At 42.8% G+C, this 20,097-nt stretch carries 16 protein-coding genes; 11 read left to right on the top strand and 5 right to left on the bottom strand.

What is annotated here, in order from left to right; translation table 11 throughout:
* Nucleotides 1–22 precede the first annotated feature (22 nt).
* The 5 genes from cqsA to ylqF form a co-directional block, all read right to left on the bottom strand.
* Nucleotides 23–1,204: an alpha-hydroxyketone-type quorum-sensing autoinducer synthase gene (cqsA, locus tag AC5O63_RS07640; RefSeq protein ID WP_494504505.1), complete on the bottom strand. Its 1,182-nt coding sequence runs from the start codon at nt 1,202–1,204 to the stop codon at nt 23–25.
* A gap of 209 nt (nt 1,205–1,413) precedes the next feature.
* On the bottom strand, nt 1,414–2,385 hold the full coding sequence (locus AC5O63_RS07645) for a TDT family transporter (RefSeq protein ID WP_494504506.1): 972 nt from the start codon (nt 2,383–2,385) through the stop codon (nt 1,414–1,416).
* Nucleotides 2,386–2,502: 117 nt separating this feature from the next.
* On the bottom strand, nt 2,503–3,903 hold the full coding sequence (gene clcA, locus AC5O63_RS07650; RefSeq protein ID WP_171323259.1) for a H(+)/Cl(-) exchange transporter ClcA: 1,401 nt from the start codon (nt 3,901–3,903) through the stop codon (nt 2,503–2,505).
* 419 nt (nt 3,904–4,322) lie between these two features.
* Entirely contained in the window at nt 4,323–5,303 is a 981-nt protein-coding gene (locus AC5O63_RS07655) for a CobW family GTP-binding protein (RefSeq protein ID WP_494504507.1), read from the bottom strand.
* A gap of 82 nt (nt 5,304–5,385) precedes the next feature.
* Nucleotides 5,386–6,330, bottom strand: coding sequence for a ribosome biogenesis GTPase YlqF (ylqF, locus tag AC5O63_RS07660; RefSeq protein WP_494504508.1), 945 nt, complete (start codon nt 6,328–6,330; stop codon nt 5,386–5,388).
* A 348-nt stretch (nt 6,331–6,678) separates the two neighbouring features.
* On the opposite strand from ylqF, the gene AC5O63_RS07665 reads away from it, so the two are divergent.
* From AC5O63_RS07665 to AC5O63_RS07715, 11 genes are all read left to right on the top strand, one after another.
* Complete coding sequence (locus tag AC5O63_RS07665; protein WP_494504509.1) at nt 6,679–7,692, top strand: hypothetical protein; 1,014 nt, start codon at nt 6,679–6,681, stop codon at nt 7,690–7,692.
* Nucleotides 7,693–7,797: 105 nt separating this feature from the next.
* Nucleotides 7,798–7,995 (top strand): helix-turn-helix transcriptional regulator, encoded by a 198-nt coding sequence (locus AC5O63_RS07670; protein WP_494504510.1) that lies wholly within the window; start codon nt 7,798–7,800, stop codon nt 7,993–7,995.
* Nucleotides 7,996–8,049: 54 nt separating this feature from the next.
* The gene (locus AC5O63_RS07675) at nt 8,050–8,466 is read left to right on the top strand and encodes a helix-turn-helix domain-containing protein (protein ID WP_494504587.1); all 417 of its coding nucleotides are present in this window, start codon (nt 8,050–8,052) and stop codon (nt 8,464–8,466) included.
* Nucleotides 8,467–8,479: 13 nt separating this feature from the next.
* Nucleotides 8,480–9,580, top strand: coding sequence for a tyrosine-type recombinase/integrase (locus tag AC5O63_RS07680; protein ID WP_494504511.1), 1,101 nt, complete (start codon nt 8,480–8,482; stop codon nt 9,578–9,580).
* A gap of 167 nt (nt 9,581–9,747) precedes the next feature.
* The gene (locus tag AC5O63_RS07685; protein WP_494504512.1) at nt 9,748–10,320 is read left to right on the top strand and encodes a recombinase family protein; all 573 of its coding nucleotides are present in this window, start codon (nt 9,748–9,750) and stop codon (nt 10,318–10,320) included.
* Between the two features lie 109 nt (nt 10,321–10,429).
* Nucleotides 10,430–12,472: a type I restriction-modification system subunit M gene (locus AC5O63_RS07690; protein WP_494504513.1), complete on the top strand. Its 2,043-nt coding sequence runs from the start codon at nt 10,430–10,432 to the stop codon at nt 12,470–12,472.
* On the top strand, nt 12,472–13,776 hold the full coding sequence (locus tag AC5O63_RS07695) for a restriction endonuclease subunit S (protein WP_494504514.1): 1,305 nt from the start codon (nt 12,472–12,474) through the stop codon (nt 13,774–13,776). The genes AC5O63_RS07690 and AC5O63_RS07695 overlap by 1 nt, the downstream gene beginning before the upstream one ends.
* Nucleotides 13,773–15,620 (top strand): DUF262 domain-containing protein, encoded by a 1,848-nt coding sequence (locus tag AC5O63_RS07700; protein ID WP_494504515.1) that lies wholly within the window; start codon nt 13,773–13,775, stop codon nt 15,618–15,620. The genes AC5O63_RS07695 and AC5O63_RS07700 overlap by 4 nt, the downstream gene beginning before the upstream one ends.
* Nucleotides 15,621–16,223: a hypothetical protein gene (locus AC5O63_RS07705; protein ID WP_494504516.1), complete on the top strand. Its 603-nt coding sequence runs from the start codon at nt 15,621–15,623 to the stop codon at nt 16,221–16,223.
* Nucleotides 16,220–16,714 (top strand): hypothetical protein, encoded by a 495-nt coding sequence (locus AC5O63_RS07710; protein ID WP_494504517.1) that lies wholly within the window; start codon nt 16,220–16,222, stop codon nt 16,712–16,714. Before AC5O63_RS07705 ends, AC5O63_RS07710 begins: the two co-directional genes overlap by 4 nt.
* Nucleotides 16,715–16,817: 103 nt before the next feature.
* Complete coding sequence (locus AC5O63_RS07715) at nt 16,818–20,066, top strand: type I restriction endonuclease subunit R (protein WP_494504588.1); 3,249 nt, start codon at nt 16,818–16,820, stop codon at nt 20,064–20,066.
* Nucleotides 20,067–20,097 lie beyond the last annotated feature (31 nt).

A 20,097-nucleotide genomic window follows, 5' to 3' on the forward strand; every position in this document is an offset into this window, starting at 1 on the left:
TTTAAAAGAGGCGTTTTAATTCTTATACGAAATAAAGTTCCTTATTTTTGTGGGCTTTCATCGCGACCGATAAAATCTTATCAATATCAGTACTAGATAAAGCACTATTTAAAGATAAACGTAAGATGTTTTTATTATCTGGCGTCGCAGGTGTACAGAAAACAGAACCGAATACGCCATGGTCTTCAAAAAAATCTCTTACCTTACGTGTATTGGTTTTTTCAGCGGTTTCTAGGCTAATAATTTGAGATTCGCTACGAATGTTATAGCCAATATTCGCAAGACCCTCACGGACTTGCTCTGAACATTCCATAAGACGCCTGCGGGACTGATCACTTTCCTTTATGACACTTAATGTGGCATCGATTCTATCTAGCTCGAACGACATCATTGCCGAGCTAAAGATAGAAGGAAAGGAGACGTATGGCACTACTTGACCTGTTAAGTTATTACACCAAACTGCCCCCGCGCGATAAGCAAATGTTTTTGCTAGGCTGGCTGTCATAAAGTCGACCTGATCTGTGAGACCGAGTTCTTGAAGTAATCCGGCACCTTTAGGGCCGTAAACACCAACCGAGTGAGACTCATCGACCACAATCGCACAATCTAACTCTTTGGCTAGAGAGACCATCTCCTGGAGTGGTGCAATGGTACCAATCGTACTGTATATGGAGTCGATTAAAACCACACCTGGACCATTACGTTTGATTAAACGCCTAAGGTGTTTGGCATTGTTATGCATAAAGGGGTGGATATTGGCACCTGCGATGCGAGCTCCTTCCCAAAGGGACATATGCGCAAAGAAGTCAATGTACACATTGGTTTCTGAATCACAGATGGTTTGAAGTAGGCCGATGTTGGCAATCCAACCCGATGGGGCAATGGTACAAGTTTGAAACCCAGTGTAATCTGCAAGATTGTGCTCAACCGTTTTATCTAGTCCATCACTGTGCAAAAACACATTAGACATAAATGCCGTGTCTTTCTTGGAGAGCAATGAATTAACTTGAGCGTCTATGATTTTAGGGTGATGGGTCAGCGCAAGGTAGTCATTACTTTGCAAAATGATATCACCTGGGTGCGGCTTCTTACCTAAAACTAGGTTTCTACCATTATCTTTTTTATTTATTAGGTCAGAAACATAGTAGTTGATTCGTCTGTCGATAAACTCGGGCAGGCGAGATCGCGTTGTTAACATATTCATAATACATAGCCTTAAGTTATTAGTCGTAAGCGCCAGCTGACTAACTATGTATAAATATGGTTGAATAATAAATCTAATATAAAATGTGATTTTCTTGCGTATACTAACAGATAAAATTATAATCAATGGTATATTGACTAAGAATAATTACCCTGACGGGGAATTGTCTTAATAAATAATCTGTTAATTACCTATCTCTCACACTTTAATTATTGTGAATTCGCTTTTATCTCCGAAGTGAAGACTTCTGGCCAATACATTTTTAAATATCCTGCAGCAACCCAAGCGACTAAACCTGTTGCTACCGACAACTCAATCAGTCCAAAGTTATGTAACCAATGCCAATGTGGATGATTTTCTGCAAAAAATGACGTGAGTCGATGCATTGCAATAGCACTGATGACCGAAGGGAAGGTCACTGCAGCGATCGATGGTTGAAATTGCAGCCTCATTAATCTTATATAGCAAAGGTAAATAAGCAGTGTCATGGTGATGGCAATACCCGCTAGAGCGCCAGTCAAGATAGGATCTGGCTGTTCAAAGTTGACCAAATAGGTTGCTAACGTGAGGTTTATGGGGGCAGCCATGATTGCCAGCGTGGGCTTAGCTCTTTTAGGCAACATTCCCTCAAATACCAGTCTATAAAGTACCAATGGCAGCATAAAGAAATAGATGGTTATGCAAATGCTTACCAAGGTTTCAGAGAATACCGTGTGACCAAATTGAGTACCTGCGAGAGAACTGCTAATGACGCCAACTGGGTAGAGAAACCAACTTGGGACAATGTTACTCATCTTGAAGTTCTTCAACTGAAAAGTGAAGAATAAGAGCATCATGGTCAGGTGTAAGAGCAATGCGGCAAACCATAAAGGGTAGGCAATAATCGGTGAAATAACGGCTAAATAGTCGCATAAGATTAGCAGTGCCATACTCATCGGCGCCATTAGGCTACCGCTAAGTGGATGGCGGATGTCGTTCATAAAGGTGCTGTAACTAGTAAGATACTTAACTAGCACGGGAAACAGTAGAATTGCGCCAAAGCCAGCCAGGTAAGGTCGAATCACTTCTCCGACTTCTGGGACATAGAGTGCCCATGCGTGACCGAGTCCGATAACACCTAATGCTAATGAGGCCTGTGAAGGCGGGACACTCTGAAATTGAGTAAAGCGTCTCCAGTTCAACGACGTTTTCCTTATACGGCTTTCGGCATCCCTAGTAGTAGGAAGTTGCCGATATCTTTTAATGATGCGGGGTTAATTGCCGCGATCATAGCAAGCCAAACGGTTGCGACGCAAATCTCATTCGGTATCTGATGGGAGATCTTTCTGTCTCAACTTCTCATTTTTTAGGGTTCGATGAAGCAGTTGGCTATAGATTGGCTGCCCACCAAGCAGTTGTGCAAAAATCACCGCGCCTAAACTGGTAATGATGAGAGGAAGGATCAGGTAGTAGTTATTGGTCATCTCTATAACTAACAAGATTCCGGTTATTGGAGCGCGAACAGTAGCCGCAAACAAAGCCCCCATTCCAGCAATGGCAAACATGCCCGGAGTAATATTGAGATCCGGTAAAAGGCCCTGTGCAATCAAGCCAAACGCATAACCGAATAAAGTGCCTAAAGCCAACATAGGAGCAAAGATGCCACCGGGAGCACCAGAACCAAAACAGATAAGTGTAGTAGCAATACGAGCGACAAATAGAAGGAGAAGTATTTGCGCGCTATAGCCGCCGTTGGTAATCGTTGGGATGAGACCAATCCCGCCACCGGTAACGGAAGGGAAATAGAGCAACATGATTCCGAAGCAACCACCGATTAAAGAACCGGTGATCAAGTAACGTTTTCTGTCATTACGATGAAGTTTCACAAACAGATCTTGAGATAAAGTGACGAGCTGGTTGAAGACGACACCAAATATCCCAAATAGGGCACCTAAAAGCAGAAACAGCCATAGAGTAGGAAGCTCAGGTGCTTCATATTGCGGCATGGTGATCACCGCGTGTTGACCATTAATGTAGCGAAAGACAATGTTGGCGGATATCGCTGAAATGATCACTGCTCGAATAGAGATCAAAGAGTAGCGAAACTGAGGGCGCATCTCTTCGACAACAAACATGATGCCAGCCAGCGGGGCATTAAATGCTGCCGCTAAACCGCCTGCGGCACCTGATGCAAGCAATGAATGGCGAGTATCGTCATCTTTGACTTTAAAGATATCAGTGACCATGCGCCCAATAGCGCCACCCATTTGTACTGTCGGTCCTTCGCGACCTAAAACCATACCCGAGCCAAGTGCGCCCATACCACCAAAGAATTTAACCGGAATGACGCGCCACCAACGAACTGGGCGGATTCCATCCATCGCACCTTCTATCTCTGGTATACCAGAGCCTGCGGCTTCGGGCGCAAAGCGATGAACTAGGTAGTAGCCAATGAAGGCAAGCGCTGCACTAATGAGAAAAGCCGCTAACCAAAGAGGTAAAACTCCGCCTATTTCGTTTTTTAACCAATCCGTACGAGTTTCGGAAACAAAGTGAACCGCGATTTCAAAATAGGTGCCGACTAGCCCGGCAAGAATGCCAACCACCAAAGAAAGCGCCAAGACAGAAATAGGCGTTTTATCCTTTGAGAGAAATTGATTTACCGCATCCTTGGGTACTTTGGCGAGTAAGGATTGCTTAAATTTTTCTCTCTTGGTCATGAAAGTGGGGCTCCCGTTGAGTCGGCATATCGATAGGTGTAGTAAGAATTATACCGCTGAGAAATGCTAACTATAGCAATAAGAATGGAATATTGATTTTCAAATATGAGATGAAAGGACAGGTTGATATTCTGCGAGGATAATTACTGGATGAAAATCACAATATTAGCATAAGCTATGGGGTCATGACCTTGCATAATCACTGATTTGAACCATAGTTAAGAGGTAAGGCAATTTGAATCGACCCGCATGGAGGAAATGTCGCCTTACCTACAATTTGGATGGATTCAACCGTAAAATTGAAAGCCTCGTTTTTTATCAGGTCGCAACATAATGACCTCCTGATTCGCAAACTCACGATTGAGTAACGAGGGATAGGGCGCACTTAATGGTGCGCCTCTTGTCGTTTGGATGGTGAGTTATTCTTCGAGGTTGGCGATTTGTTTTAAAACACCTTCCAGTTGGTCCCAAGGCAGTAGTTGGTTGTCGATCACTTCCAAACGGCTCTCAAACCCTTCTAGAGACATCTCGTTGACCGACACAACGCCATTGCTAACATTGAAAGCAAAACAACCATTTGTGGTGTTTAACACCCCTTTAACCCGTTCAGCGGTGAGATCAGAAAGCACAGAAAACAGTTCGTCAAAGTTGAAAACCACTTCCGCACCAAAAATCCATCCACAGCTAAAGTAACCTTGGCCTTTGTTCTCTTTGCGCACATAAGTTTGATCGGGCGCTAGAGCGAACTGAGGTTCTAACTCTGCGTGCTCATGGTGATGCGCGGCGACTTCGGTTGAGACAGAATGCTCGCGACGTGGGGAATCTAACAGCTCGATAGGAAAATTGCCCTGTTTGACTAACTGGCTGAACACTTTTGGCGGCGTTTGATCGGTTACCCAGTCATTAAACGCATCAATATCGCTGACATGACACTGATCGACTTTGTTACCGATGACAATATCTGAGATCGCCAATTGATCAGTGAAGTTTTGATTTTGCAGGTACTTCTCGTTGCTTAGATTTCTAGGGTCGACTAGACCGATCGTCGCTCTTAAATCTATGTACTCTGAGAACTGACTAGAGGTTAGTGTCGCTAATACCTTATGTGCATGCCCTAAGCCCGTTGGCTCAACAATCAATCTGTCTGGTTTTGTTCTTAAAAGCGCAGTAATCGCGACCGACATAGGAACACCCGCCGCGCAGCACATGCAGCCGCCAGGTACTTCTTTAATGAGGGCACCTTGGTCGGTCAACATAGCACCATCGATGCCAATTTCGCCAAACTCATTAACGAGCACCGCCCAGCGTTCGCCTTCAGGTTTTTCTTTAAGAAGATTAAGGATGGCGGTGGTTTTACCCGTGCCTAGGAAACCAGTGATGATATTAGTTGGAATGCTCATCAAAAATACTCTCTTGTTCTTTTTGTTACACTATAACAATAGGTCACAAAAAAGGGCAGTGTAATCACTGCCCTTAGTCAAATTAGCGTTTGTTTTTAAGATACCGCTTGCGACGTTCTTCTTTCTTCTTCGCTTTCTCTTCTGCTTTTCGAGCTGCTTCTAGTTCAACTTCGATAAGCTCTTGAGTAATCATCTCAGGTAGCTCAAGCGTGATTTGTCCTAGTGTTCCGTTACGTAACTCATGGAGCAGAATCTCGGAACATTTATGTAAGTCTACTCGACCACCGGAACGCAATGCTCCTCGTCTGCGACCAATCTCTTCCATTAGCTCGATATCGCTTTCAGGAAGCTTTTCAATCTCATAACGTTCTTGCAATCGCTGTGGGTAAGCTTTCGCTAAGTACTCAACCGTATAGAAAGCAACTTCATCGTATTCCATCGCGGTATCTTTTACTGCGCCAGTGGCAGCAAGGCGGAACCCACTGTGCGGGTTTTCAACTTTCGGCCACAGTATTCCCGGTGTGTCAGAAAGCACGATACCATTTTGCAAGTTAATGCGTTGCTGACGACGCGTTACCGCTGGTTGGTTACCAGTGACAGCGATAGTACGACCAGCCAAAGAGTTGATAATGGTCGACTTGCCCACATTTGGGATACCCATGATCATGGTGCGAATGTTTTTACCAATTTCTTCACGGTGCGGTGCAAGTTTGCGAACCAACTCCATGATCTTCTGCACTTCTTGTGGCTGAGAGGTGGTAATAGCAATTGCTTTTACGTTGTGTTCTTTCTCAAAATGGTCAATCCAAAGTTGAGTCAATTCAGGATCGGCAAGATCGCGTTTATTAAGCACTTTTACAACTGGCTTATCACCCTTTAACTCAGCAATCATTGGGTTTTCGCTACTAAAAGGGATACGAGCGTCAAGCACCTCAATAATCACATCAATTTGAGGGATCGCTTCAGCAATCTCTTTTTGAGCCTTGTGCATATGGCCCGGAAACCATTGAATTGTATTGTTAACCATTTGAATACCTTGGTTTTAAATTTTTTAAATTGGTTTTTGGGGTACAACATGGGGTACAAAAATATTTATTTTATACACAGACTATGAGTCAGCACAGTTGTGGGGACCACCAAACACAAAATTCATAATTGAGATGATCTTAACACTTTATTGGATGCGGTGTAATTAATAGGAGATTAATCGTCAATGAAAATCATAGTTATGATGCTTGATTGATATTGATTTGAGCAATATTGGCTACTGAACAGTCGTACAATCGCCAAAATCTTAAAAATCATAGTCCTATAGTGTTTGTTACGTTACTTTTGCGTTCTACTTACAGGTGGCTGAAAAGGGCGAAAGTACTAAATGAGTAAATTACTAAAGGTAAAGAAATACTTAACAATTGAAGAGGCAGCCAGAACTCTGTCAATTTCGATGGGAGAACCGGTAGCGGTCTCAGATATCTATGGTTTGGCACTAGAGAATAAGTTAACTATTTCGATTCGACTCGTAAACAAAGCATTCGCTGTTGGTGGCCGGTACATCAATCTGGAAGGGCATGAAACAGGCAAGTTTAAGATTGATGTTAATTTGCTGACGGGTGAATCATTAGACGTAGCGTATTCTATTTGTTCCAGCGAAGCCTTGTTGGTCAAAGAAGGTAAGGGATTAGTTTTTGACGACAAGATTCTTGCCATTGATGGGATATGGGATCTAGCCATGATTGGATTAGAGAGGCATTTAATCCATGAATTATATCAACATGAAATTGATGGGGCACCGCCCAAACTATCAGGACCTAGTAGCTTCTTTCTGAAGCGTGACGAAGTTGTTTACAAGCTAAAAACTAGTTTACCGTTGCAATTAAATGAAGCCAATAGTTCTGCGTTGCAAACAAGGCTGACCAATCTGCTCGAATCTAAAGGACTTACCCATAGTAGCATTCTTGATAATCCGTATGCATTGGATAATTTAAGTGATGATGAGTTGGAAGAGTATTCACAGCTTACTTTGGCTCTAGGTGATGATGAACTTGGCGAGTCAGCTAGCATAGAAGCTTCTGAAGACCTAATTGAGTCTGATGAACACCTTATTCTTGAGGAAATTAGTTATCAGTTAGTGGTTAGAACAAATGAGCTTAATCGCTTAATAGATTCTTTACAGGAAAGCCCGCTCACCTCCACGAAAGCAAATACACCGTTAGCGACTAAGGAACGTAATTCGTACCTTAGGCTGATTCGTTCTCTTCTCTTCCATTTAGATATAGACCCTTTAGCTAGAGGAGCTGCGACCCCGATACAAAAGATAACTGAGTTGGCTGGTGAGGAACTATCCAATGAAACGATTAGACAGATTTTGCTCAAAATAAAGGATCAATGATCTTAAAAATTCCAATATTGGAATTAGCTTTTCCCAGATTGGAAATCAGTATCGCATAGAACATTAACCTCTTGGCTGTCCCCTAAACAACCAAGAGGTTTTTTTATGTCTAGTAAGATCATTCGTTTACCAGTAGTTATCCAAAAGACAGGCTTATCACGTAGCACCATTTATTTACGTATGTCTAAAGGAACGTTTCCGCAGTCTGTATCGCTAGGTGAGCGCGCTATTGGATGGGTGGAAGAAGAAATAGAAAAGTGGGTGCAGCAGCGCATTTCAGACAGCAAGAATCAGGAGTGCTAACGAGTGAATAAAAGATTGAATCCTAATTTACCCAAAATCCACCGTAGTTATACGGTGGAGGAGGTAGCAGAGTTATGTGGAGTTCACAAGCGAACAGTCCGAAACTGGATCAAGAGTGGTTTACCTGTCTACAACGAAGTTCGTCCGCTCCTAATTTTGGGGACTGATTTAAGATTGTTTATTCGTAAGCATCGCGTTGGAAACAAGCGCCAATGTAAGAGTTCTGAGCTCTTTTGTTTGAAGTGCAGAGTACCACGAACACCAACTCCCGATTCGTTGAATTTCATGCAATTGCCGAGTGGTACAGGACGGGTATTTGCTATATGCAGTGAGTGCGGCTCAAAGGTTAATAAGTTCTTTAGTTGGAGGCGTTTGGAGGCCGTTCGTAGTGAGTTGCTGGTGGAAAGTACCGTTAGCACAAAAACACATAAGTATGAGGGGGTGTCCTCTCCTGAATTGAACCTAACTTAGAGAACTCAAGACAATGAAGAAAAACAACGCACATAATGTTCGTGCAATCCGTAGCTATTGCGAATTTCTGAAAGAAGCGAAGCGCCAAAGTGAGGTGTCAGTTGATGGCGTGACTAAGGCAATCAACCGCTTTGAGGAGTACACCAAATATAAAGATTTTAAGCAGTTTCATCGTCAGCAAGCAGTTGGCTTTAAAAAGTACCTGATGGAGCAAAAGAACGTGGTTACAGACAAACCATTGAGTAAGGCTACGGTGCATACAGCCTTGCGCCACCTGAAGACGTTTTTTCAGTGGTTAGCATTACAAAACGGATATCGTTCCCGAATAACCTACAGTGACACAGAGTACTTTAATCTGTCTGAAAAAGACGCCCGCATTGCTAATGCGCGTCGGAAAAAGCCTGTACCAACGGTTGAACAAGTTACTCAAGTACTAGAGGCAATGCCGTGTATGACTCACATTGAAATGAGAGATAGAGCGTTGGTCGCTTTTACATTGTTGACCGGAGCGCGGGATAGTGCAGTGGCTTCATTAAAGCTCAAGCATATTTGTCTTGCCGAGCAAAGCTTGTATCAGGATGCCAGAGAGGTGAAAACCAAGTTCAGCAAAACATTTACGACTTACTTTTTCCCAGTAGGAGAACTGCCGCTGAAAATTTTTACGGAATGGGTTAGCTATCTGGAGCATGAATTATCATTTGGGGCAGATGACCCGTTGTTTCCTAAAACTAAGGTGAAGAACAGTCGAAGCCATAAGTTTGAGACGATGGGATTGACCAAAGATCATTGGACAACAGCAGGACCTATTCGTCGAATCTTCAAGCAAGCTTTTAAGTTGGCTGGGCTGCCGTATTACAACCCGCATAGCTTTCGCAACACACTCGTGAGATTGGGAGAAAAACTATGTAGTAACGCTGAAGAGTTTAAAGCGTGGAGTCAAAACCTAGGGCATGAAGGAGTTTTAACGACATTTTATAGCTATGGTGATGTTACTGACTATCGACAAGCGGAATTGTTAAAGAAACTAGCCAAATCAAGTACAGATACTCCTTCTGATATGAAGGAGCAGTTTGAGCAATTTAAGGCGTTTCAAAAAATGATGTCTAACCTATAACGCGTTCCTTTTACTAACCGAATAGGCTGGTATCAACAAATATTCGTATGTTGATACCAGCTTTGCAAATCTTATTCTGGTGTCATAAAAGTAGGGTGTTTTCTTTATGATGCCAAATCTGTATGATACCCCTATATTTGATACCAATCTAAAGTTCAGAGTGACTAATGCGTATATTTTCTTACTGTCGTGTATCGACAACAGAACAAACCACAGAGAACCAAATCTTAGCTATTCGTCAGAAAGGGTATGAAGTCGCTGATTCACGAGTTATCAGCGAAACTGTCTCTGGTTCAGTTGAAGCTATGAAGCGTGAAAAATTTAAGATGCTAGTTAGTCACCAAATGGAAGAAGGGGACATGCTGGTGGTGTTAAAGCTTGATCGTTTGGGAAGAGACAACATTGACGTACAAAACACTATTAGTCTACTGACGGAAAAAGGTATTAAAGTGGTTTGCTTAGATTTGCCAGTGGCAGATCTTTCAAGCGCTGAAGGAAAACTGATGCTACAAATGTTCTCTGCTTTTGCAGAGTTTGAGCGTAACCGCATCAGAGAACGAACCAAAGAGGGAATTGAAAGAGCTAAAGCGCAAGGCAAAAAGCTAGGTCGTCCTGCCGCTCATAAAACAACACGATTGGTGCAAGATAAAAAAGCTGAAGGACTATCTCAAACTAAAACCGCTCAAGCGCTGAATCTTGGAATAGCAACTGTTAAGAGGCATTGGAATAAGTATTTATGACCATGAACCTTAGTAGATAAGCTGAGTCTTACTGGAACATCATTAGAGACCAAATCACTAATCTTTTGTATAATCTGCGCAATTTTTCGTATTCAATGTGCTGATTATAATGACTAACAATAATTTCTCTTCAACAGCCGCATTCCTTTGGTCGGTGGCAGACCTCCTACGTGGTGACTTCAAACAATCTCAATACGGTCGCATTATCCTACCGTTCACCCTGCTTAGACGCCTAGAGTGTGTACTAGAAGAAACCAAACCAGAAGTTATTACTAAGTTTGAAGCAGTAAAAGCAATGCCAGTAGAAGCGCAAGAGAAGCTCCTTACGCACACCGCAAAGTTAAGCTTCTATAACACCTCAAAAATGGATTTAAACCGCCTTGGTGAAACAGGTGTGGCAAGCAACCTAGAAAGTTACATTCAATCGTTCAGCCCGAACGCTCGCGAGATTTTTGAGCACTTCGATTTCTTCAACACCATCGACAAGCTTGAAGAAGCAGACCTACTCTACAAAGTCGCTAAGCAGTTCGCTAAAACAGACTTACACCCAAACACCATCAACAACTATGGCATGGGCTTAGTATTTGAAGAACTAATCAGACGTTTTGCTGAAAGCTCAAACGAAACCGCTGGTGAACACTTTACCCCAAGAGATATCGTTCGCCTGACTACATCACTGGTGTTTAGCGATGATGATGAAGTGCTAACCCAATCAGGCTTAGTGCGCTCTATCTATGATCCAACAGCGGGTACAGGTGGCTTCTTATCTTCTGGTATGGAGTATGTGCACGAGCTAAACGAAAAGGCTTCACTGTCGGCATTTGGTCAAGAGCTTAACCCAGAGTCTTACGCTATCTGCAAAGCAGACATGCTTATCAAAGGGCAAAAAGTCGATAACATCAAGCTAGGTAACACCCTATCAAACGACCAACTGCGCACCGAGAAGTTTGACTACATGCTATCTAACCCGCCATTCGGTGTGGATTGGAAGAAGATTCAAAAGCACATCAACGATGAACACAAAGAGAAAGGCTTTGAGGGACGCTTTGGTGCGGGTCTACCTCGTGTTTCTGATGGCTCACTGCTGTTCTTGATGCACCTTGTTAGCAAAATGCGTCCACAGCATGAGGGCGGCTCTCGTATTGGTATCATCCTTAACGGCTCGCCACTGTTTACAGGTGGTGCAGGTAGTGGTGAGAGTGAGATTCGTCGCTACATCCTAGAGAACGATCTACTTGAAGCGATTGTCGCTCTACCTACCGATATGTTCTACAACACGGGCATTGCTACCTATGTATGGATTCTATCAAGCCATAAGCCAGAGCACCGCAAAGGCAAGGTTCAGCTAATCAACGCATCGAAAGAGCGTGTAAAAGCTGGTGGTAGAGGTCGCAGCGGTGGCACTGAAGTTGAGGGAGATGACGAACACGTATTCTATTCAGCAATGCGCAAGTCTCTTGGCAGTAAACGTAAAGAGCTAACCGAAGAGAGTATTGAGACCATTGTAAAAACCTACGGTCAGTTTGCTGAGAACGGCTATAGTAAGCTATTTGATTACAAAGAGTTTGGCTACCGAAGAATTACGGTTGAACGTCCACTGCAGCTGGCTATCTATCCAAAAGATAAAACTCGCCTAGAAGCTCTACAAGCAGATAAAGCATGGGTGAAGCTCGATGAGGCACTACAACAAGCGGTTCTTGATGCACTAGCGTCCTTTGATGAAGAAAAACTGCTATCTCGTGACATCTTCAACAACACCCTAAAAACAAAACTAGCACCAGCCAAGCTAAGCGCAGCACATCTAAAACTTATCGTGAAGCACCTTGGCGAACATGATGATGTAGCCGAAGTATGCAAGACCAAAGGCAAGGTAGAAGCCAATCCAGACCTACGTGATAACGAGAACGTGCCACTAACCGAAACCGTTGAAGACTACTTTGCTCGAGAAGTATTCCCACACGTTCCAGACGCTTGGATTGATGAAAGCAAAACCGATGAGAAAGATGGTGAAGTGGGTATTGTGGGCTATGAAATTCCATTTAACCGCCACTTCTATGTGTACGAACCACCAAGAGCGTTAGAAGCGATTGATGCGGATTTGGATGCGGTATCGGCTGATATTATGCAGTTGCTTCAAGAGGTGCATTCGTAATGACTGGTCGTTATAAGGCATATCCTGATTATTCTAATACCGGCATCAATTGGTTACCTGAGATGCCAAGCCATTGGGAAGTTACAAAACTCAAATATATAATTTCAAGTCTTGAATCGGGAGTTAGTGTAAATGCAACAGACTATCCAAAGTCTGGTAACGAATATGGTGTATTAAAAACAAGTTGTGTCTATACAAGAGAGTTCCGTCCTCAAGAAAACAAGACAGTTTTCCAAGAAGAAGTAGTTCGACTGAAGTGCCCTATTAGAAAGGGGGCTATCATAATCAGTCGAATGAATACTCCTGATTTAGTCGGTGCTGCCGCTTATGTAAATGTTGCGGACAAAGACCTCTATCTCCCGGACCGTTTGTGGCAAACCGTTTTTGCTAATGAGAGCGTGCAAGATTCGAAGTTTATTCACTATTTTATGTATTTGAAAGGGTTTCGAGAACAAATATCGAATAGTGCAGAGGGAGCTAGTAGCAGTATGCAGAATATAGCTAAAGAGGATTTTTTAGCTATAAACCTATTACTCCCCTCTATCGAAGAACAACAAAAAATCGCCAACTTCCTCGATCACGAAACAGCCAAAATCGACACCTTAATCACCAAGCAAGAAAAGCTGATTGAGCTGTTAAAAGAAAAACGCCAAGCGGTGATTTCTCACGCTGTGACCAAAGGACTTAATCCGCAAACACCAATGAAAGATTCTGGTGTGGAATGGTTGGGTGAAGTGCCTGACCATTGGCGAGTGGTTAAACTAAGCTACTTTTTAAAATTACTATCTGGTGATGGAATAACATCTAATCAAATAGAGCCAGAGGGTAAATACCCTGTTATGGGGGGAAATGGCTTCCGAGGTTATACATCTACTTATAATTGTGATGGTGAATATGCCCTAATTGGTAGACAAGGCGCACTATGTGGAAACATTAATGTGGCAAAAGGTAAGTTCTTTGCCTCTGAACATGCAGTCGTTGTTTACCCGTATATCAACTTTGACCTGACGTACCTTTCTGAGTTTTTGCGTTTTATGAACTTAGGACAGTATTCAGTATCGGCAGCACAACCGGGTATATCTGTAGAAAGAATAAATGGACTAAAAATAGCGTTCCCTCCACAAGAGGAACAAGAACGTATTGGTGAGTTCATCCAAGAAAATGTTCAAAAGTTTGAAGCTTTATCTGCAAAATCTCAAACAATGATAGAAGCGTTAAAAGAACGCAAAACAGCCCTTATCTCCGCTGCAGTAACAGGCAAGATTGACGTTCGTGATTGGCAACCACAAGGAGTTCAAGGATGAGCCGTATAGAAAACAAAATTGAAGCCAATAATCGTTCGATCTTAGAAGTGCTCGATAACAAAAAATACACCGTTGATTACTACCAACGTGAGTATAGTTGGGAGCAAACCCACATCGAGCAACTGGTCACTGACCTGTGCAATGCGTTTTTAGATAACTATGACCCAGAGCATCAGCGTCAAGATGTTGCTGATTACAACAGCTACTACTTAGGCCCATTCGTGCTAAGTGAAAAGTCAGGTAAGCGCAGTATTATTGATGGTCAGCAGCGTTTAACCTCGCTCACTTTGTTTCTAATTTACCTAAACAATAAACAAAAAGAGCTAGGCCTAAATGAAGCCATTTCGGGAATGATATTCTCCGAAAAGTTTGGACAAAAATCATTCAATATTGATGTTGCTGAGCGAACTGCTTGCCTTGATGCTTTGTTTAATAAGGGGGAATACACACTCCCTGAAAATGCAGATGCATCAACCATCAATATGGTCGCTCGTTACCAAAATATTTGTGATGCGTTCCCAGTAGATCGTATTGATGAGAATGTTCTACCTCTGTTTCTTGATTGGCTTCGAGAGTTGGTTGTATTGGTCGAAATTGTTGCCTACAGCGATGAAAATGCTTACACCATTTTTGAGACAATGAACGACAGAGGCTTGAATCTCACCCCTACAGAGATGTTAAAAGGTTTCTTACTATCTAAATACCGTGATGACAATAAGAGAAAGCAGTCCAACGACTTCTGGAAACAGACGATTATTGACCTAAAAGTATTCGATAAAGAGGAAGACCAACGTTTCATTCAAGCGTGGCTAAGAGCAAAATACGCTGAGTCAATCAGGCAGAGTAAAGCAGGTTCCCTAAACGAAGACTTTGAGAAAATCGGTACGCGTTTCCATAACTGGGTAAGAGATAATCTATCTCGAATGAACCTAGCTAAAGCTGGTGAGAGTGAGTTTGATGCCTTTATTAATACTGAGTTTAGATATTATGTAAATGCGTATAAAAGGCTTCGCAATGCTGAAGAAACGCTCACCCCTGAACTAGAATCGATTCATTATATTTACCAGTGGGGTATCGCTAGTTCATTAAGTTATCCGCTGATGCTAGCTCCACTTAAAACAACAGACTCTGTTGATCTCGCTAATCAAAAGATGAACCTTGTTGCTAAGTACATTGATATTTTCTGTGTTCGTAGGTCAGTCAACTTCCGCAACTTCTCTGCAAGTTCGATTCGTTACACGATGTACAATCTCGTGAAAGAGATCCGAAACAAAGACTACAGCGAGCTAGTTGAGATCTTTGACAAGAAGTTAAGTGAAATGGATGAGCAGTGGAACGGCTTTGAATGGTTCCGTCTACACGGTCAAAATGGTCGATTTGTTAAGTACCTACTATCACGTTTATCCGGTTATATTGATGGTCTAGCTGGTGAAAACACCGATTTTGCAACTTACTATCACGCTACCAATGGTAAGCCTTATGAGATTGAACACTTGTGGGCGAACAACTTTGATAACCATCGTGATGAGTTTGAGCAACTAAACGAATTCAATGATGCGCGTAATAGCATTGGCGCATTAGTGTTGCTTCCACGAGGCACAAACCAGTCTTACAGTGATAAGCCTTATACAGAAAAAGTAGAGCACTATATTAAAGAAAATCTTCTTGTGAAGTCTTTGCATCCTCTGGCTTATGAGAACAACCCAAACTTCAATAAGTTAATCTCACGCAATGGCTTGGCTTTCCAAGCACACGCTGAAATGAAGATGGCAGACGTTCAAATTAGACGAGATTTGTATCGCCAAATCGCTGAGCAGATCTGGCGCTTGGAAGAGGCGAGTTAAATGGATAAACAAGACGTATTAAGTTTGTACAAAGAGCAATATGCGCATGAGCTAGATAAAAGGGACTCAATTAATTCCAGCATTCAAGTTAGAGGTGCAATACTCGCTACAATAATAACCATCCTCGTTTATGTCATTAGAAACATTGACCTTTCTCTTCCTTTAGAGCTTTTGATCGGTCTTGGAGTTGTTACTACCGTTGGCATCGTATTGTTATGCAAAGCAGGTTACTTATTGCTTGGAGCGTATTGGGAGAATGAGTATGAATATTTCCCATATGCCAATGAAGTAGAAGAGACTAGGCAAGATATGGCAGCTAAGGGGCACTTCAAACATAATCCCGAGGTTTTTACTGACTTCATAATCGAACGATTCAGTTCCTGCGCAGGCCAAATCGCCGAGACCAATGACATTAGGCAACAAAGAATAGGACGAATGAACCGACCTTTTAAGCAGTCATCAATCCTATTGGTAATAGTAGGGTTAATATTCACTCTTGGAGATCTTGACGCGGCTTCGTCACGAAAAGATGTATCTGTTTCTATCACAAACCCAGCAGTTTGCAGTATCACAACGACTCAAACGGACAGTGAGCAACAATGACACACGAAGATAAAAAAGACCCTGCTGTCGCACTAGAGCCTTTTAAAAAGCCTAAACGTAGGAAGGTGGTCGAACTTACCCAATACTCTAGTCACTCTGAATCTAGAAACATGGAACAACTATCGATAGCTGAGCCATCTGCGAGCTATTCAGCTTCTTCAGCAGAAGAGGTAGACCAAAATGACGATCTGGTGCCCACATTATTCAAAACAACCATCGTTAACTGTTTAATGAACAATGAGATTTTAGTCGAGCAAATCAATAATAATTCTGATGATAGAGTGCAACAGGGAATCTATTCTGAGTTATTGGAAGAAGCAATTATTAGTAACCTTGAAGAGCATCATGAAATAGCAATGAAACTACTGCTCGAATCAAGGGCTACTAAACAGTTTGCTGAGTCTGTTTTTTCAGAGCTAAAACAACGAGTGTTATGCGCTTTAGAAGAAGATAAAGCAATAGCAAAGGGGAAGGACAAAAATGACCACTGAAGATAAAAAAGATCCTAAAAGTGCTCTAGAACCGTTTAAAAAGCCCAAGCCGAGAAAAGTGATTGAGTTCAGTAAGCAGATTGATAATGCCGAATTGAGTAAGATGGCACTAGCGGAACATAAATTCGTTTCCTCTAAAGCACCTGTCAACGAAATAGTTTTTCAAAATGACATCCTCGCTCAAATGCAGTCTCACGGTTGGCTGGTGGGTGAGTCAAACAAGTACAACAAAGAGCTAGCCTTATACCCTGAAGACGTCATTGCCTTTGCTAAGCAGTCGCAACCTGAGCAATGGGATAAACTAGCCAAGCACTACCCAGAGACAGAGCGTAATCCAACCGCTACAGCTGATGCGCTACTAAAGTCATTAGAGCGAGAGCTAAAAAGCAAAGGCACGCTTTGGGTTTTGCGTAATCAAGTGAAAGATCGTGGTGCGAAGTTTAGCCTTTGTAGCTTTAAGCCAGACCATGACCTAAACCCAGACGCAACCGCTCGTTATGAGCAAAACATTCTGCGTGTTGTTCCTGAACTGGTTTACTCACCTAATGGTTATGATGGTCGCCTAGACCTAACGCTGTTTGTGAACGGAATCCCTGTCGCTACCTGTGAGCTGAAATCTGAATTTAAGCAGTCGATTGATAATGCCAAAGTTCAGTACATGAAAGACAGGCAGCCAAAAGACCCAGCAACCAATAAGCCAGAGCCACTATTAACCTTTAAGCGTGGTGCATTGGTTCACTTTGCGGTGAGCCAATATAACGTAGCAATGACCACTCGCCTAAATGGTAAAAGTACATTCTTCCTGCCGTTTGACCAAGGTACGGTTGATGGTGGTGCGGGTAATGAACAGCCAGAGAACGAAAGTGAATACGCTACCGCTTACCTTTGGAATGAGATCTTCCAGAAAGACAATCTATTACTGATTCTTGGTCGCTACATTCACCTAGAAGCGAAAGAAGAAGAGCAACTAGACGGCTCAATCAAAACCAAAGAAACCATGATCTTCCCTCGTTATCACCAGTGGGCGGTAGTATCAAAGCTACTGAACACGGTAGATATGGAGGGAACAGGTCACAAGTATCTAATTCAACACAGCGCAGGCTCAGGTAAATCTAACTCGATTGCTTGGTTATCCCACCAACTGGCATCAAAGCATTATTACACTGATCACCCTGAACTAAGTAAGCAAACTGGCGACAAGGTATTTGACTCAGTTATTGTTATCACTGACCGAACGGTACTGGATAGCCAGCTGCAAGACACTATCTATCAGTTCGATCATAACGAGGGCATGATTGCTCGTGTGAACCGAGAGGAAGCACAAGGCAGTAAGTCTAGCCAACTAGCAGGAGAGCTAAAGGCAAGCACCTCGATCATCATCGTAACCATTCAAACGTTCCCTCATGTGCTTGAAGCCATCCGTAAAGACTCAACACTTGCAGGTCGTAGCTATGCGGTGATTGCCGATGAAGCGCACTCAAGCCAAACAGGTACAACCGCTCGTAAGTTGCGTGAAGTGTTAATGGCTGAACAACTAGAGGGCGATGAAGAGCTTGATAGTGAAGATATGTTGCGTTTGTCTCTTGAAGCTCGTAAAGGCTCAAACAAGATCAGCTACTTTGCATTCACAGCAACACCAAAAGGTAAAACGCTAGAGCTATTTGGTCGCCCTGAAGATCCAGAGGCACCATTAAGCGATGACAATAAGCCGTTACCTTTCCATGTTTATTCTATGCGCCAAGCGATTGAAGAGGGTTTCATCCTCGATGTACTGCAAAACTACACCAGTTATCGAGTTGCCTACCAATTAGCACACGACAACCCAGCGTCAGACCAAGAGGTCGATAGTAAGAAAGCCGCAACTAAGATGGCAAAGTGGGTTCGTTTACATCCACACAATATTGCCCAGAAAGTCGAAACCATCATCGAGCACTACAACAGCAAGATCAAGCACTTGTTAGGCGGTGAAGCAAAAGCTATGGTTGTTACCAGTAGCCGTTTAGAAGCGGTGCGCTACAAGCTTGCTTTTGAAAAATATGTCGAGAGCAAAGGGTACGATAACGTGAATGCGATGGTGGCATTCTCTGGTGAGGTGAATGACCCAGACTTACCTGAAGAGCAGTTCACTGAAAAGACCATGAACCCTAAGCTCAATGGTCGAGATATGCGTAAAGCGTTTGATACTGCTGACTATCAAGTGATGCTGGTGGCGAATAAGTTCCAGACAGGTTTTGACCAACCAAAGCTGGTGGCAATGTATGTCGATAAACCGTTAAAAGGTGTTGAGTGTATTCAGACGCTTTCACGACTCAACCGAACCTGTAAGGGCAAAGATAAAACGTTCGTTCTTGATTTTGTGAATGACCCAGAAGAGATCTTGAATGAGTTTAAGGTTTACTTCCAAACTGCTGAGCTGGCTGGAGTATCAGACCCGAACATTGTTTATGACCTAATGAACAAGCTTGCGGAAACAGGTATCTACCAATGGTATGAGGTAGAGTCTTTCGTTGAAGCTTACAACAGCAAGCAAACAAACCAAGCAAAACTTGCTAACCTTTGTAAGCCAGCCGTAGACCGCTTTACGATTCGCTATAAAGAAGCCACACAAGTTCTTCAATCGGCTCAAGCTGAGTTGTCAAAAGCCAAGATTGAAAAGAACGATAAGGCAATTAAGTATTGCGAGAATAGTGTTAAGAATGCCAAGGAAGCACGAGACATTCTTGAAGTATTTAAGAAAGACCTAATGTCGTTCTACCGCTACTACGAATTCACCTCGCAGATTGTAGACTTCGATGATTTTGAGCTAGAGAAGCTAAGCGTATTTGCTAAGCATCTATATCCATTACTTCGCTTAGATGTTGTTGAGGATGATGTTGACCTATCAGACGTGGTAATGACGCACTATCGCCTACACGAACAGCGTGAAGCAGACTTACAGCTAGGATACAAAGTTGGTGAAGAGCCGAAGCATTATCTTGCTCCAACTAAAGAGGGTTCAGGTGCAACACCGAAAGACCCCAAAACGGAGTTTCTCAATGAGATCATTCAACGAATGAACGATTTGTTCATTGAAGATGGGTTAACTGAGAATGATATGCTGAGTTATGCAAACACGTTGTTTGGTAAAGTCCAAGATGATGAAATTGCAGTTGACCAAGCAAAGAACAACTCTAAAGAACAAGCGATGCTAGGGCGTTTCCCTGAAATCGTGCAAACCGCCATAATAGAGAGTATGGATACTCATAATACAATGGCAATGAAAGCACTGTCTGACGATACAGTTAGAAACGGGCTTGCCAGTATTGTGTTCGATATGATGATGCGTGGTTTAGGTAAGTCGGTAAACACTTAATAACTAGGAATGGCACCTGTAGTAGGTGCCA

Source organism: Vibrio sp. SCP2, from assembly GCF_059295395.1.

Bases quoted from the DNA above. Each gene is read 5' to 3' on its own strand.
- cqsA (WP_494504505.1), bottom strand. From the start codon at position 1,204: ATGAATATGTTAACAACGCGATCTCGCCTGCCCGAGTTTATCGACAGA.
- clcA (WP_171323259.1), bottom strand. From the start codon at position 3,903: ATGACCAAGAGAGAAAAATTTAAGCAATCCTTACTCGCCAAAGTACCC.
- AC5O63_RS07655 (WP_494504507.1), bottom strand. From the start codon at position 5,303: ATGAGCATTCCAACTAATATCATCACTGGTTTCCTAGGCACGGGTAAA.
- ylqF (WP_494504508.1), bottom strand. From the start codon at position 6,330: ATGGTTAACAATACAATTCAATGGTTTCCGGGCCATATGCACAAGGCT.
- AC5O63_RS07665 (WP_494504509.1), top strand. From the start codon at position 6,679: ATGAGTAAATTACTAAAGGTAAAGAAATACTTAACAATTGAAGAGGCA.
- AC5O63_RS07670 (WP_494504510.1), top strand. From the start codon at position 7,798: ATGTCTAGTAAGATCATTCGTTTACCAGTAGTTATCCAAAAGACAGGC.
- AC5O63_RS07680 (WP_494504511.1), top strand. From the start codon at position 8,480: ATGAAGAAAAACAACGCACATAATGTTCGTGCAATCCGTAGCTATTGC.
- AC5O63_RS07685 (WP_494504512.1), top strand. From the start codon at position 9,748: ATGCGTATATTTTCTTACTGTCGTGTATCGACAACAGAACAAACCACA.
- AC5O63_RS07690 (WP_494504513.1), top strand. From the start codon at position 10,430: ATGACTAACAATAATTTCTCTTCAACAGCCGCATTCCTTTGGTCGGTG.
- AC5O63_RS07695 (WP_494504514.1), top strand. From the start codon at position 12,472: ATGACTGGTCGTTATAAGGCATATCCTGATTATTCTAATACCGGCATC.
- AC5O63_RS07700 (WP_494504515.1), top strand. From the start codon at position 13,773: ATGAGCCGTATAGAAAACAAAATTGAAGCCAATAATCGTTCGATCTTA.
- AC5O63_RS07705 (WP_494504516.1), top strand. From the start codon at position 15,621: ATGGATAAACAAGACGTATTAAGTTTGTACAAAGAGCAATATGCGCAT.
- AC5O63_RS07710 (WP_494504517.1), top strand. From the start codon at position 16,220: ATGACACACGAAGATAAAAAAGACCCTGCTGTCGCACTAGAGCCTTTT.
- AC5O63_RS07715 (WP_494504588.1), top strand. From the start codon at position 16,818: ATGGCACTAGCGGAACATAAATTCGTTTCCTCTAAAGCACCTGTCAAC.